Raw genomic sequence first — 13,232 nt, forward strand, 5'->3', positions numbered from 1 at the left:
CCGCAGGTACGTGCCGATACCGAAAGTTTCGAATCTCTTCCGTAACTCGTACACGATAGCTGTCCGGATCGTCGGAATCCAGAGCGGTAATCGCACCCGGACAATATATAAGGTCAGCAGGAGTGCCCGAAACTTTCGGCGATGTAAGCGGGGTCGATGATCTTTATCTGGACACGAGAACGCCCACCCCCGCGTGCGGGGATGGGCGTTCGGAGGAAACGGCGCCGTCTACCGGAGACGGTGGGTGCCAGGGTCAGGGCTTGCGGCCGACCGCGCCGACGATGAGGTTCGCGGCGGCGGGGAGCGGGGCACTGCGCGGGCCGAGCGGCCACCAGTCCTCGTTGACGACCAGCCCTGGCTCGAGGAGCTCCAGGCCGCTGAGCATCTCCATGATCTCGGCGCGGGTGCGGAAGAAGCCCCGGCTGATGCTGTTCTCGAGAATCCCCTGCACCCGCTCGGCGATCTCGCTGTACTCGTTCTCCGGGTTGATGAAGTGCGAGAACACCACGTACGAGCCGGAGGGGACGGCGTCGATGTAGGCCCGCATCACCTCGGCCGGCGGAAGGCCCTCGGCGGCGCTGTGGTGGTGCAGGGTGGCGACCTGCAGCAGCCCCAGCGGACGGGTGAAGTCCAGGTGCTCGCGCACGAACGTGTTCTCCAGCACCGCGGCCGGGTCGAAGATGTTCGCGTCGACCAGGTGCGTGAGCTCGTTGTCCTCGAGCAGCGCCCGCCCGTGGGCCAGCACGACCGGGTCGTTGTCGATGTACACCACGCGCGCGCCGGGGTTGACCCGCTGGGCGATCTGGTGGGTGTTCTCGGCGGTGGGCAGACCAGAACCGCAGTCGAGGAACTGGTCGATGCCAGCCTCGCGGGCCAGATACCGGACGGCCCGCACCAGGAACGCGCGGTTGCTCACCGCGATGATGTTCACCTCGGGCACGGCCGCGTTCAGCTGCGCCAGCAACTGGCGGTCCACCTCGTAGTTGTCCTTGCCCCCCAGCGCCGCGTCGTAGGCCCGAGCCACGCTGGGCCGAGTCGTGTCGATCGCGGCGGAAGGAGGACTGTACGAAGAGGCGTTGTCAGCCATTCGGACCTCGCTGTTGCAGTTGTCGGCCAAACTGGTCACCGCCAGTGACGGCGCGTTCAGCCTACGCGACAACGACAATCGCCCGGAACGGGCCCGGGACGGCGTAAGAAGGCCCAGACAGCACGGGGTGTACCGGCTTCGACAATCAGGCCGCCGTGTCCGGCGCCCGGTCCTGGAGGGCGTGCCGGGCCAGCGTCGACACCACGTCGAGGAGCGAACCCCGGACACCGAAGGCCGCCCGTTGCAGCACGGCCCCGTTTCCGTTGCGCAGCACCCGGGTCAGCAGGGTGCGCGTCGCGCGCAGCTCGCCGGTGTCCGCGAGCACGGGTCTGACGTGGCGCAGGAGCTGGTTGAGCATCTCGGTCGCGGGCACCAGGCGCCCGCTGACCACGTCGAGGGCGGAACCGGTGACGCCGTCGCGGGCCGCTCGCCAGTACGCCGCGCGCAGGGCCTCGGCGCCGACGAGCGGCGCCGGTACCCCGGCGCGTACCGCGCGGACCGCGGTGGTGACCAGCCCACGCACCAGGACGGCCAGCAGGACAGTCCCGTCGACCGTCGCCGGGACGTCGCTCACCCGCACCTCGACCGTCGGCAGGTGCCAGGACGGCCGCACGTCCCAGTAGATCATTCCCGCGTCGAGCGCGACGCCGCTGTCGATCAGCATGGCGGTCGTCGCGGCGTACTCGTCGAGCGAGCGGAAGTACGGCGGCGCACCCCAGCAGGGCCACCGCGCGCACAGCACCGACCGCCAGCTGGCGTAGCCGGTGTCCACGCCGTCGTAGATCGGCGAGTTCGCCGACAACGCCAGGAGCACCGGCAGCCACGGCCGGAGGTGGTTGCCGACCTGAACAGCCGTCTCCCGGTCGGGGACGCCGACGTGCACGTGGCACCCGCACACGCCGTGCTCGACGGCGAGCAACCCGAACTCCTCGACCATCCGCCGGTAGCGGTCGGCGTCGGTGACCTGCTGGCGCAGGGGTCCGGTCAGCGGCACCCCGACCGGCAGGAGCTGGCCCCCGTTCTGCAGGGCGGCCGCGGCGGCGACCGCGCGGGCCGCGCGGAGCTGCGCACCCACCTCCCGCATGTCGTGGCAGACCGGGGTGTTGACCTCCACCTGGGCGGTCGTGAGCTCGTAGTGCAGCTCCACCCCCATCTGCCCCGCCGCTCCGACGACGGCGGCGGCCGCGGGCAGCGGGGCGCCGGTGGCCGGGTCGACCACCAGGAACTCCTCCTCGACGCCCAGCGTCGGCGCGTCCTGGTCGTTCCGCTGCGGGGGGATGACGGGATCAAGATCGATCATGCTGCTGCCTCCGGGTGGTGGCAGGGCGGCCGTCGTGCCCAGGGGTGAGGCTCGGACGCCGCGAACGGGGTCGTAGTCGGCGCACTGTTTGGCCGTACGACGACGAAATGGCTGACGACGCCGCCCGGTTGGAGCGCCGAGTCCAGAGCTCGACTCACCACCGCTCCAGGATGGACGAACTCCGTTCCCCCTATCGTGCGCCGCCGCGCGCTCCGGCGCCACCGGACGTTCGCCCGCACGCGTCCGGCGGAAGGGGTAAACCCGAGTAACAACACGGCGGCGCCGACCGAAGTCGACGCCGCCGTGCGGTATCTGTAGCCCCGACGGGATTTGAACCCGCGCTACCGCCTTGAGAGGGCGGCGTCCTAGGCCGCTAGACGACGGGGCCAGGATCAGAGGGAACCTTATCAGTATCTGATTTTGTTCTCTCTGCTGGGGTACCAGGACTCGAACCTAGACTAACTGAACCAGAATCAGTCGTGCTGCCAATTACACCATACCCCACCAGCACCGCGGATCCTGGGTCGTCGTCGCCGTCGACTCACTCGCCGTAGTGCCGGGAAGAGATGTTAGACCACACCTCCCGGGGACCGGAAATCGGATCCCCGTGCCGGGCGTACGCGCCGGCCAGATCGGGTGTCCGGTACTCGGTGACCAGCAGCTCCGGCAGGTCGGCGAGCGTCTCGATGACCGCGATCCCGGTGGCCGGCCGGGCGTCGTCGTGCGAGCGGTTGAGCCAGACGCCGTGCAGGCCCGCGTTCCTGGCGCCCAGCGCGTCGGCCTCCAACAGGTCGCCGACGTGCATGACATGGGCGACCGGAACCTCCATCCGCGCACATGCCGTGTGGAAGATCACTGGATCGGGCTTCGCGGCGCCCAGCTCGCCGGCGATGACGACCGCGTCGAAGAAGCGGGCGATGCCCAGCTTCTCCAGCTTCGCCCGCTGGTGCGCGCCCGAGGCGTTTGTCACAGCCGCCAGCTTGAGCCCGGCGGCACGTAACCAGTCCAGGCACGGCAGCGCGTCCTCGAACAGCCGCCAGCTGGCCCGCAGCCGGGAGCTGCGCCGCCGCTCGAGGTCGGCGACCAGCTCGTCGTCCAGCAGGGCACCGAGGTCGGCGAAGAACGCCTGGGTCCGCGCCTGGTGCATGTCCTCGTAGGCGAGGTCCCCGGCGACGACCTTGGCCACGTGCTCGTCGGTGGTGCGCTGCCAGCGCAACCACATGTCGTCTCGGCCGATCATGTCCGACAGCGCCCTGCGCGCGGTCGCGGTGAAGTCCACCAACGTGTCGTCGATGTCCAGGCAGACGGCGTGAACTGTGGCGGGCCGGTGCTCCGGACCCTCCCCGCGCGTCAACCTGCGGGCAACCGAGGAGGCCCCGGCGGGGAATGGCACAAGCCCAAAGGTCATCAGGCGAGGCTAGGCCTTGGCCGGCCTCCGCCGATTCGGCTAAGGAGGTGATTTCTGGCCAACTGACACGATTAAGTTGACACCATGCCCGCGTCCGTTGACTAGGCTGTATCGCTTCTTGTCAGCGGTCCGTTACCCGTCTGTCAGCTCCGCGCACGCCGCAACCGGCTCAGTGACCGCTCCCGGCCAAGCAACTCCAGGGACTCGTACAGCGGCGGCGAGACAGTGCGACCGCTCGTGGCGACGCGAACCGCCGCGAACGCCTTGCGGGGCTTGAGCCCGAGGCCCTCGATCAGCGCGACTCGCAGCGCCTCCTCGATCGAGGCCGCGGTCCACTCGGCGACGCCGTCCAGCGCCACGATCGCCGCGTCCAGGACCGGCTCGGCGTCAGCGCCGAGGGCCTTGCCGGCGGCGGCGGGCTCGGGCGCGAACTCCTCCTCGCGGACGAACAGGAACCGGACCATCTCCACCGCGTCGGACAGTACGGTCACTCGTTCACGAACAAGAGGGCCAATTCCGGCAAGAAGCGCCATCTGCTCGTCCGACGGAGTCTCCGGAAAGAGTTTGGCGGAAATCAGGTATGGCACGAGCCGGTCGACGAAATCGGACTCGGAAAGGCGCCGGATGTGTTCGGCGTTGATTGCCTCGGCCTTTTTCTGGTCGAACCGCGCCGGATTCGCGCTCACCCGGGAGATGTCGAAGGCGGCGACCATCTCCTCCATCGTGAAGACGTCCCGGTCCTCGGCGATCGCCCAGCCGAGCAGCGCGAGGTAGTTGAGCATCCCCTCGGGCAGGAAGCCGCGCTCGCGGTGGTGGAACAGGTTGGACTCGGGGTCGCGCTTGGACAGCTTCTTGTTCCCCTCCCCGCGCACCAGCGGCAGGTGGCCGAACAGGGGGGTGAACGTGGTGACGCCGATCCGGCGCAGGGCGCCGTAGAGGGCGATCTGGCGCGGGGTGGACGGCAGCAGGTCCTCGCCGCGCAGGACGTGGGTGATGCCCATCAGGGCGTCGTCGACCGGGTTGGTGAAGGGGTAGAGCGGGGCGCCGTTGGCTCGGACGAGGACCGGGTCGGGCACGCTGCCCGCCCGGAACACGACCTCCCCGCGCACGAGGTCGGTGAACGCGATGTCCTCGTCGGGCATGCGCAGCCGCAGCACGGGCTCACGACCCTCCGCGCGGAGCTGGGACCTCTGCTGCTCGGTGAGCTCGCGGTCGGCGTTGTCGTAGCCGAGCTTGGGGTCCTGCCCCGCCGCACGACGCCGGGCCTCGACCTCCTCGCTGGTGGAGAAGGACTCGTAGAGCTCCCCCGCCTCCAGCAGCCGGCGGGCGATCTCCCGGTAGGTCTCCGAGCGCTCGCTCTGCCGGTACGGGGCGTGCGGGCCGCCGACCTCCGGGCCCTCGTCCCAGTCCAGGCGCAGCCAACGCAGGGCGTCCAGCAGGGCGCGGTAGCTGTCCTCGGAGTCCCGCGCGGCGTCGGTGTCCTCGATGCGGAAGACGAGCTTGCCCCCGTGGTGCCGGGCGAAGGCCCAGTTGAACAGCACTGTGCGGATCAGCCCGACGTGCGGCGTGCCGGTGGGCGAGGGCGAGAAGCGGGCCCGGACTTCCCCGGGGTGTGTTGCGTTACTCATGGCCCGATCAGCGTATTCGCCTTGACGCGCACCGCACGCGGCGGCATCCTGAACTTATTCAACACAAGATGAATAACTGGAGGGGTCATGGAGAGGACGACATGTGTCATCGCGGGCGGCGGCCCGGCGGGCATGGTGCTGGGACTGCTGCTGGCACGGGCGGGAGTGGAGGTGCAGGTCCTGGAGAAGCACGCGGACTTCCTGCGTGACTTCCGGGGCGACACCGTGCACGCCTCGACGATCCGGCTGATGGACGAGCTGGGGCTGGGCGAGGAGTTCCGTGCGCTGCCGCAGAGCAGGCTGGAGCGCATCGCGTTCCCGGACCCGGCCGGCGGCGCGGCCGTCATCGGGGAGTTCACCCGACTGCGCCCGCCCTACAACTATGTGGCGATGGTGCCCCAGTGGGACTTCCTCGACCTGCTCGCCGACGCGGGGAAGAACGAGCCGACGTTCACGCTCCGGATGAACACCGCGGTCACCTCGCTGGTGCGGGAGGGCGGCCGGGTAGCGGGCGTGCGCTACCGAACGGCCGACGGCACCGAGGGCGAGATCAGGGCGGCGCTCACGGTGGGCTGCGACGGGCGTACCTCGGTCCTGCGCGAGCAGGCCGGGCTGGTGCCCCGGGAGTTCCCGGTCTCGTTCGACGTGGGGTGGTTCCGCCTCCCCCGTCCGGAGGAGGGCGGCGCGGTGAGCGGCGTGCAGGCCCACATCGAGGGCCACGACGTCCTGCTGCTCATCAACCGGGGCGACTACTACCAGGCGGCGTACCTGGTCAAGAAGGGCGAGGAGGCCGCCCTGCGTGCGGCGGGGGTGGAGCGCTTCCGGGAGCGGGTGGCCACGCTGGCGCCCGAGATGGCCGACCGCGTGCGGTCGATCGCCTCGATGGACGAGGTCCGGATGCTCGACGTCCGGGTGAACCGGCTCCGGCGCTGGCACACCGAAGGGCTCCTGCTGATCGGCGACGCCGCCCATGCCATGTCCCCGCTCGGCGGTGTCGGCGTCAACCTCGCCGTACAGGACGCCGTCGCCACCGCCACCCTGCTGGCCGAACCGCTGGCGCGCGGCCGGGTCAGCTCGGCCGAACTGGCCAGGGTCCGGCGCCGCCGCTGGCTGCCCACGGTCATCACCCAGGGCATGCAGCGGTTCCTGCAGGGCGCGGTCATCGGCCCGGTGCTCAGCGGCGAACGCGAGACGTTCCCGAAGCCGCCGATGGTGCTCACCCGCCGGTTCCCGGCGCTGCGGAAGATCCCGGCCTACATCGTGGCGATCGGGCCGCGACCCGAGCACGCACCGGCGTTCGCCCGCCGCTGAGCAGGCCTGCCCACGGCGGTCAGCACTCGATCACGTTCACGGCCAGGCCGCCGCGGGCCGTCTCCTTGTACTTGACCTTCATGTCCCGGCCGGTCTCCCGCATGGTCTTGATGACCTTGTCCAGGGAGACCACCTGGTTGCCGTCGCCGTGCAGGGCCATCCGCGCGGCGTTGATGGCCTTCACCGAGGCCATCGCGTTGCGTTCGATGCACGGGATCTGCACCAGCCCGCCGACCGGGTCGCAGGTGAGTCCCAGGTTGTGCTCCATGCCGATCTCGGCGGCGTTCTCGACCTGCTCCGGGGTGCCGCCGAGCACCTCGCACAGGCCGGCCGCGGCCATCGAGCAGGCCGAGCCGACCTCGCCCTGGCACCCCACCTCGGCGCCGGAGATCGACGCGGTCTCCTTGTAGATCACGCCGATCGCCCCCGCGGTGAGCAGGAAACGCACGACGCCCTCGGGCGAGGCGCCGGGCACGAACCTCGCGTAGTAGTGCAGGACGGAGGGGATGATGCCGGCGGCGCCGTTGGTCGGCGCGGTGACCACGCGGCCGCCGGAGGCGTTCTCCTCGTTGACCGCCAGCGCGAACAGGTTCACCCAGTCCATCACCCGCAGCGGGTCGGTGGAGTAGGGGTCGGTGGACAGGCGGGCGTACATCTCCTGGGCCCGGCGCCGGACCTTGAGCCCGCCCGGGAGCACGCCGCCGCGGGTGAAGCCGCTGCGGACGCACTCCTGCATGACGTCCCAGATCCCGAGCAGGCCGTCGCGGACCTCGTCGGCCGAGCGCCACGCGCACTCGTTCGCCAGCATCACCTCGCTGACGGCCATCCCGGTGAGCCGGCAGTGAGCCAGCAGCTCGGCGCCGGTGCGGAACGGGTACGCGACCTCGGTGTCGTCCGACTTGATCCGGTCGGCGCCGCTGGCCTGCTCGTCGACCACGAAACCGCCGCCGACCGAGTAGTAGGTGCGTTCCTTCGACCAGTCCCGCCCGGTCGCGAGGAACCGCATGCCGTTGGGGTGGAAGGGAAGGCTGCGGCGGCGGTGCAGCACGAGGTGCGTGTCGGGGTCGAAGGCGATCTCGTGCCGGCCGAGCAGGGCGAGCCGGCGGGTCGCGCGCACCTGTTCCACCCGCTCGGCCACCGTGTCGGTGTCGACCGTCTCCGGCGCCTCACCCGCAAGCCCGAGGAGCACGGCCCGGTCACTGCCGTGGCCGTGGCCGGTGGCACCGAGCGAGCCGAACAGCTCGGCACGCAGCTCGGTCACCGCGGGCAGCAGCCCGTCGGCGGCCAACCCCTCGACGAAGGTGCGGGCGGCACGCATCGGGCCGACCGTGTGCGAGCTCGAGGGTCCGATCCCGATGCTGAAGAGGTCGAACACACTGATCGTCACCGCACCGTCCCGACTTCCTCGTCGACTCCTGTCCAGCACATGGTAGGTCGGACCAGGACGTACGTCCTGGCGTTCGGCCTACCCACCCGGGCGGCCCGCTGCCAGGATGTGATCGACGTACGTGCTCGGTGGGGGAGAACATGAACGGTCGCATCCTGGTCGGGTTGGCCGCGGCGAACCTCGGCCTCCTGTTCGTCGCCGACGAGAACCTCTCCCAGGTGGCGGCGGTGCTGCGGGGCGGCTCGACCGTCGTACACGCCCGGTACGCGCCGGTGTTCGCGGCGGTCGTCGGACTGCTCGCCTGGCAGTTGGCGCCACGGCGCTCGTGGTCCTGGTTGCTGCTCGCCGGCGCACTCTGCGCCGTGCCCAGGGCGCTGCGTCGCCTCGAGGGCGGGTCGGTGCCGCTGCGGGTCGGCATCGAGCAGTGGTTCGACGCCGCCGCCCCGGTGTTGACGCTGATCGGCATCCTCGGCGCCGCCACGCTCGGCTGGCGGGCGGGGCACCGCGGGGCCGCCGCCGCACTCGTGGGTATGGCCGCGGCGCTTCCCCTGCTGCCGGCGGCGCTGCTGCACAGCTATTCGCCGTGGTTCTCCGTCGACCTCCAGCCGCTTCTGGTCGCGGTGTGTACCGGGGTCGGCCTGCTGGCCTCGGTGGCCGCCGCGGTCGCCGTGTTCGTGCGGACCCCGCCGGAGTGCCCGTCGCCGGCCTGGCGGGTGACGCTGGCGGGGTGTCTGGCGGCAGCCGCTCCCCTGGTCACCCGCATCTGGGAGCCGCTGCCGCCGACGAGGCTGCCGGAGGACGCGATCCTCTACCGGTCGCTCACGTTTGCCGCACTCGGGCTCGTCGCCGGCGTGATCGCCGGCCGGCGGGTACTGCTCGCCGCCACGGCCGTGGGGCTGTCACTGGGGATCTTCGGCCTGGCTTTCCTGTTCGCCCTCATCGTGGTGTTCCAGACGCCCGCCCTGGCGGCACTGGTCCTGGTGGTCGGCGTGGCCGCGGGCGTCCTGCTGGCACTGCCGGCCCGGCGCGCGGCGGTCGGCCTCGCCGCCCTGGTCCTGGTCGCGGCCGGCCTGACCGTGCTGTTCTTCCAGGTCGACGTGGTGGGCGCGTTCGCCACCCCCACCGAGACGATGGTGGCCTGGCTGACGCCGGTGCTGTTCCCGCTCGCCATCGTGGCCGCCGTGACCGTCGCGGGGGCCGCCGGAACCGCGCTCGCCGACCGGTCGGCCACCCCGGCCGCGCTCGCCGGCCTCGCGACCCCGTTCGCGCTCCTGGCGCTCGCCGTGATCACCCTGCGCTGGGAGCTCCAGGCCGACGCCCGGGCACAACCGCCCGACATCCTGCTGCTGGGCGTGGCCGGCCTGGGGATCGCCGCGCTCGCCCTGCTCGGCCTCACCGTCGCCGGCCGGCGGCCGACCCTCGAAGCCCCGCGGGACGAGCCGGACCAGCAACCCGCGGCAGTCTCCTGAGGCGATTTTCACGGATGACGTTTCCCACCCGGCGGCCGGGGGTACCAGCAGGGAACCGGCCCGGGAGGGGTTGCCCGGCCACGGACGCATGGAGTCGCCATGCTCAGTCATGACGAAGACCGTCACCTCCGAGCGATCGAGCAGTGGTTCGAGACCGACGACCCTGCCCTGGCCCGCATGCTGCGCACACACCAGCCGCCTCCCCAGCTCCACCAGCGAAGGGCGGCCCGCGTCGCCGTGGACGTGGTCGGCGGGCTCATGTTCGTGATCGGCGCCCTGGCGGCCGCCGGTGTCCTGGTCGTCCTCGGCACACTGCTGATCTCGGTCGGGGTGGGCCTGCACCTGGCGGCCCGCGGCTCGTAGCCGCTCCGGCCGCGCGCCGTCCCAGCGCCGGCCACCCGATCGAATGATCTCGACGGAACTCCGGGCACGAGTGCGCATACTGCACACGTGCCCGGATTATCCCGTCGGAATGCCCCTGGCGTTCGTCAGGAGGTTCGACGGCGGGGGTTCGCCCGCCGCGTCTCGCCGGCACGGCCGCGGCGACCGCGGGAGAACCGCTCGGCGGTGCTGGCGGCCCTGGCGGCTCTGGCTCCCCTCGGCTCCATCGGTACGGCGGCTGCCGCGATCGGCGCGCTGATCTTCACCTCGGGTTCGCTCGACGCGACCCGCGAACAGATCCTGATCGCGGAGCAGGGCCAGTACACGGATCGTTACAGCCGCGCCGTCGAACAACTCGGCCAACACGGACCGGAGAAGCTCCAGGTCCGGCTCGGTGGGATCTACGCGCTGGAACGCCTCAGCCGCGACTCGCCGCGCGACCAGCCCACCATCCTCGAGATGGTCTCGGCCTTCGTCCGCAGCACGGCGCCGGCCGAGCTGAACGACTCGCGGTTCCGGTGCCCGGCGGCCAGGCCGGACCGTCTCGAGGTGGACATCCAGGCGGCCCTCACCGTCCTCGGCCGCCGCGACACCGGCCATGACGACGATGCCGCGGTCGATCTCGCCGGCACGTGCCTCGCCCGCGCGGACCTGAGCGAGGCGGCGATCGCCAGGGCGGATCTGGGCAATGCCGACCTCGACTCCGCGGACCTGCGACGGGCGGACCTGAGCGCGGCGAGCGTGATCTACACGAACCTGCGGGGCGCTCGCCTGGACGGCGCCCGCCTGGACCGCGCGGTTCTGTTCAGCGGTGACCTGACGCGGGCGAACCTCTCGTCGGCAAGCCTGCGCGAAGCGGACCTGTCCGTCGCGACCTCTATGACGCCAGCTTCCTTCGTGCCGACCTCACCGAGGCGAACCTGTCGCTCGCGAAACTCGGGGAGGTCGAGCTCTCCCAGGCACGCCTGCGCGAAGCGAACCTGACCGGCGCCGACCTGAGCGGTGCCAGGCTGAGCAGGGCGACCCTCCACAATGCGAACCTGAGCAGAGCCAACCTCGACGGCGCGAACCTCAGCGGCGCCGACCTGAGCGGCGCCAACCTCCGCGACGCGAACCTCAGCGGCGCCAACCTCCGCGACACCAACCTGCGCGGCGCGGACCTACGAGGCGCCCGCCTCACCGACGCCAACCACGACGTGGGCACGATCGTGAGCCGCACCCGCACGAGCGACGCGACCACCGGCAAGTGGTGGTAGCGCCGCACGAGGAACGTCCACATGGAATCGAGCGATCTGCCTGGTACTGCGGGAAGCGGTCGCGGCGTGCCCGTGTTTTCGGGGTGGTTTCCGAGGTTTCGCCGTTCTCGTGGCTTTTTCTCGGCACGATGCGGCGTCGACGGGTCTTGCCTGGTGGGGCGGGTGGGGCTCGAACCCACGGCCAAAGGATTATGAGTCCTCTGCTCTAACCGACTGAGCTACCGCCCCTGGGACCGAAGAACGCTGGGCCGAGCTCAGTTCCAGGAGCTCCTAGCGACCACGACCGTGTCCGCGCTCCAAGGTTACAGGGCGCCACGTCGAGATCACCTCACACCCCGTCGCCACCACACGGCGCACTCCCCCATCGGCGGTTCTCCTCGTCGCGGCTCCGCTTCGGCAGGGGCACTGCCGGGTGCGGGGTTCTCGCGCGCGGGAAGCCACGTGGGGAACGGTCTCCGCCTCGTGGACCCACCACCCCGAGGACGGACTGGACGTGACCCTCAGCCCGGTCAGATGACACAAAAAAGGGCCTGTGACCAGGCCCTTAAGCTCCTCCAGTTGGACTCGAACCAACAACCCTTCGGTTAACAGCCGAATGCTCTGCCAATTGAGCTATGGAGGATCGCTCACCGGTTCGTGCCGGCGGGACCCAACTCTAGCGCATGGCGCGAGGAGGTTCTCCGCCGGCCGGCAAGTCGTGCCGGACTGGGGGAAGATGGCACTACACAGCAGGCGAGCCTTGGAGGGTGATGAGATGAAGGCGTTCGTGCTGGGCGCCGCGGTTGGGTACGTGCTCGGGGCCAAGGCCGGCCGCGGGCGTTACGACCAGATCGTGCGCACGTACCGCAAGGTCGCCGATCACCCCGCGGTGCAGGGCGCTGCCGGCGTCGCGCGGGCCAAGGTCGGCGAGAAGGTCGGGCTGGGCGGCCGGAGCAAGTCCGCGACCGCGCAGAACACCAACGGCCGGCGGAACGTGAGTGAACCGGCCTACCACCAGCCCTGATCCGGCTCGGGCCCCCGCACGTGACGTGCGGGGGCTCGCCAAGGCCAACCTCCACCTGCACCTCACCGGCGCCATGCGGCCGGCCACGCTGGCCGAGCTCGCGGCCCGCCGCGGCGTCGCCGTCCCACCGCCGCTCCCCCGCGCCGTCGGCACCTGGGCCGACTTCCAGGGCCGGTACGACGCGGCGCGGCAGGCCATCGGCACTCCGGAGGACGTTCGCCGGGTCGTCGTCGAGGCCGCCGAGGACGACGCCCGCGACGGCTGCGGATGGCTGGAACTCCAGGTCGACCCCACCTCCTACGCCCCCGCACTCGGCGGGCTTCGCGCGGCCGTTGAGGCCGTGCTCGCGGGTGCCCGGGAGGCGCCCATTCCCACCGGCGTGATCGTCGCGTCCAGCTGGACGCGCCCACCCGAGCACGCCGAACGGCTCGCGCGGCTCGCGGCCGAGTACGCCGGCCAGGGGGTGGTCGGGTTCGGCCTGTCCAACGACGAGCGCAACGCCACCGTGGCCGACTTCGCGCCCGCGTTCCGTGTGGCGCGGGACGCCGGCCTGGTGGCCACCCCGCACTCCGGGTTCTACACCGGCGCCGAGCACGTGCTGGACTGCGTGCGCTACCTCGGCGCCAACCGCATCGGCCACGGCACGGCCGCCGCGGCCGACCCGGCGGCACTCGAGCTCCTCGCCCGGCGGCAGGTGGTGCTCGAGCTCTGCCCCACCTCCTACCCGCCGTTCGGCGTGCACGAGCTGGCGACTATCCCGCTGCGCACCCTGGTGGACGCGGGCGTCCCGGTGGCCGTCGCGACCGACGACCCGCTGCTGTTCGGTACCGGACTCGTCGGCCAGTACACGATCTGCCGCGAGGTCCTCGGCCTCGACGACCACCAGCTCGCCGCGCTGGCCGCGGGGAGCATTCACGGCTCCGCCGCCCCCGAGGCGGTCAGGCGGGACCTCCTGGCCGCGGTCGACCGGTGGAGCCGGGACTCCCCCGGCTGAACGCCGGG

General features: G+C 71.2%; 11 protein-coding genes, 4 tRNA genes and 1 pseudogene. 7 read left to right on the plus strand and 9 right to left on the minus strand.

What is annotated here, in order from left to right:
- Nucleotides 1–253 precede the first annotated feature (253 nt).
- From BU204_RS04325 to gltX, 6 genes are all read right to left on the minus strand, one after another.
- Nucleotides 254–1,087: an SAM-dependent methyltransferase gene (locus BU204_RS04325; RefSeq protein ID WP_075124328.1), complete on the minus strand. Its 834-nt coding sequence runs from the start codon at nt 1,085–1,087 to the stop codon at nt 254–256.
- Nucleotides 1,088–1,232: 145 nt separating this feature from the next.
- Nucleotides 1,233–2,387 carry a carboxylate-amine ligase gene (locus BU204_RS04330; RefSeq protein ID WP_075124225.1) on the minus strand — a complete coding sequence of 385 codons (1,155 nt, stop codon included), beginning with the start codon at nt 2,385–2,387 and terminating at the stop codon, nt 1,233–1,235.
- Between the two features lie 315 nt (nt 2,388–2,702).
- Nucleotides 2,703–2,775: transfer RNA gene (locus tag BU204_RS04335), tRNA-Glu, on the minus strand.
- Between the two features lie 44 nt (nt 2,776–2,819).
- Nucleotides 2,820–2,891, minus strand: a tRNA-Gln gene (locus tag BU204_RS04340).
- A gap of 37 nt (nt 2,892–2,928) precedes the next feature.
- A complete protein-coding gene (locus BU204_RS04345) occupies nt 2,929–3,795 on the minus strand; it encodes an HAD family hydrolase (RefSeq protein WP_083660986.1) in 867 nt (288 codons plus the stop codon).
- A 143-nt stretch (nt 3,796–3,938) separates the two neighbouring features.
- On the minus strand, nt 3,939–5,423 hold the full coding sequence (gltX, locus tag BU204_RS04350) for a glutamate--tRNA ligase (RefSeq protein ID WP_075124227.1): 1,485 nt from the start codon (nt 5,421–5,423) through the stop codon (nt 3,939–3,941).
- Between the two features lie 87 nt (nt 5,424–5,510).
- On the opposite strand from gltX, the gene BU204_RS04355 reads away from it, so the two are divergent.
- Entirely contained in the window at nt 5,511–6,734 is a 1,224-nt protein-coding gene (locus BU204_RS04355; RefSeq protein WP_075124228.1) for an FAD-dependent oxidoreductase, read from the plus strand.
- 19 nt (nt 6,735–6,753) lie between these two features.
- On the opposite strand, the gene BU204_RS04360 is transcribed toward BU204_RS04355, so the two are convergent.
- Nucleotides 6,754–8,121 (minus strand): L-serine ammonia-lyase, encoded by a 1,368-nt coding sequence (locus BU204_RS04360; protein ID WP_075124229.1) that lies wholly within the window; start codon nt 8,119–8,121, stop codon nt 6,754–6,756.
- A gap of 140 nt (nt 8,122–8,261) precedes the next feature.
- Between BU204_RS04360 and BU204_RS04365 the strand changes: the two genes are divergently transcribed.
- The 4 genes and pseudogenes from BU204_RS04365 to BU204_RS04380 all read left to right on the plus strand — a co-directional run.
- Nucleotides 8,262–9,590 carry a hypothetical protein gene (locus BU204_RS04365; protein WP_075124230.1) on the plus strand — a complete coding sequence of 443 codons (1,329 nt, stop codon included), beginning with the start codon at nt 8,262–8,264 and terminating at the stop codon, nt 9,588–9,590.
- A 99-nt stretch (nt 9,591–9,689) separates the two neighbouring features.
- On the plus strand, nt 9,690–9,953 hold the full coding sequence (locus tag BU204_RS04370) for a DUF3040 domain-containing protein (protein WP_075124231.1): 264 nt from the start codon (nt 9,690–9,692) through the stop codon (nt 9,951–9,953).
- A gap of 477 nt (nt 9,954–10,430) precedes the next feature.
- Nucleotides 10,431–10,955 (plus strand): pentapeptide repeat-containing protein, encoded by a 525-nt coding sequence (locus BU204_RS04375; protein ID WP_233159296.1) that lies wholly within the window; start codon nt 10,431–10,433, stop codon nt 10,953–10,955.
- Nucleotides 10,883–11,227: pseudogene (locus tag BU204_RS04380) on the plus strand (pentapeptide repeat-containing protein); the annotation flags it as partial. The gene BU204_RS04375 and the pseudogene BU204_RS04380, both read left to right, overlap by 73 nt.
- Nucleotides 11,228–11,378: 151 nt before the next feature.
- On the opposite strand, the gene BU204_RS04385 reads toward BU204_RS04380, so the two are convergent.
- Nucleotides 11,379–11,455: transfer RNA gene (locus tag BU204_RS04385), tRNA-Ile, on the minus strand.
- Between the two features lie 321 nt (nt 11,456–11,776).
- Nucleotides 11,777–11,849 (minus strand) — tRNA-Asn (locus BU204_RS04390).
- Nucleotides 11,850–11,981: 132 nt separating this feature from the next.
- Here BU204_RS04390 and BU204_RS04395 point away from each other — a divergent pair.
- Both BU204_RS04395 and add read left to right on the plus strand, forming a co-directional pair.
- Nucleotides 11,982–12,230 (plus strand): hypothetical protein, encoded by a 249-nt coding sequence (locus BU204_RS04395; RefSeq protein ID WP_075124233.1) that lies wholly within the window; start codon nt 11,982–11,984, stop codon nt 12,228–12,230.
- Complete coding sequence (gene add / locus BU204_RS04400) at nt 12,205–13,224, plus strand: adenosine deaminase (RefSeq protein ID WP_075124234.1); 1,020 nt, start codon at nt 12,205–12,207, stop codon at nt 13,222–13,224. Before BU204_RS04395 ends, add begins: the two co-directional genes overlap by 26 nt.
- Nucleotides 13,225–13,232: the final 8 nt, after the last annotated feature.

The organism is Actinophytocola xanthii, from assembly GCF_001921205.1.
Classification (GTDB): Bacteria; Actinomycetota; Actinomycetes; order Mycobacteriales; family Pseudonocardiaceae; genus Actinophytocola; species Actinophytocola xanthii.

Bases quoted from the DNA above. Each gene is read 5' to 3' on its own strand.
- BU204_RS04325 (WP_075124328.1), bottom strand. From the start codon at position 1,087: ATGGCTGACAACGCCTCTTCGTACAGTCCTCCTTCCGCCGCGATCGAC.
- BU204_RS04330 (WP_075124225.1), bottom strand. From the start codon at position 2,387: ATGATCGATCTTGATCCCGTCATCCCCCCGCAGCGGAACGACCAGGAC.
- BU204_RS04345 (WP_083660986.1), bottom strand. From the start codon at position 3,795: ATGACCTTTGGGCTTGTGCCATTCCCCGCCGGGGCCTCCTCGGTTGCC.
- gltX (WP_075124227.1), bottom strand. From the start codon at position 5,423: ATGAGTAACGCAACACACCCCGGGGAAGTCCGGGCCCGCTTCTCGCCC.
- BU204_RS04355 (WP_075124228.1), top strand. From the start codon at position 5,511: ATGGAGAGGACGACATGTGTCATCGCGGGCGGCGGCCCGGCGGGCATG.
- BU204_RS04365 (WP_075124230.1), top strand. From the start codon at position 8,262: ATGAACGGTCGCATCCTGGTCGGGTTGGCCGCGGCGAACCTCGGCCTC.
- BU204_RS04370 (WP_075124231.1), top strand. From the start codon at position 9,690: ATGCTCAGTCATGACGAAGACCGTCACCTCCGAGCGATCGAGCAGTGG.
- BU204_RS04375 (WP_233159296.1), top strand. From the start codon at position 10,431: ATGGTCTCGGCCTTCGTCCGCAGCACGGCGCCGGCCGAGCTGAACGAC.
- BU204_RS04395 (WP_075124233.1), top strand. From the start codon at position 11,982: ATGAAGGCGTTCGTGCTGGGCGCCGCGGTTGGGTACGTGCTCGGGGCC.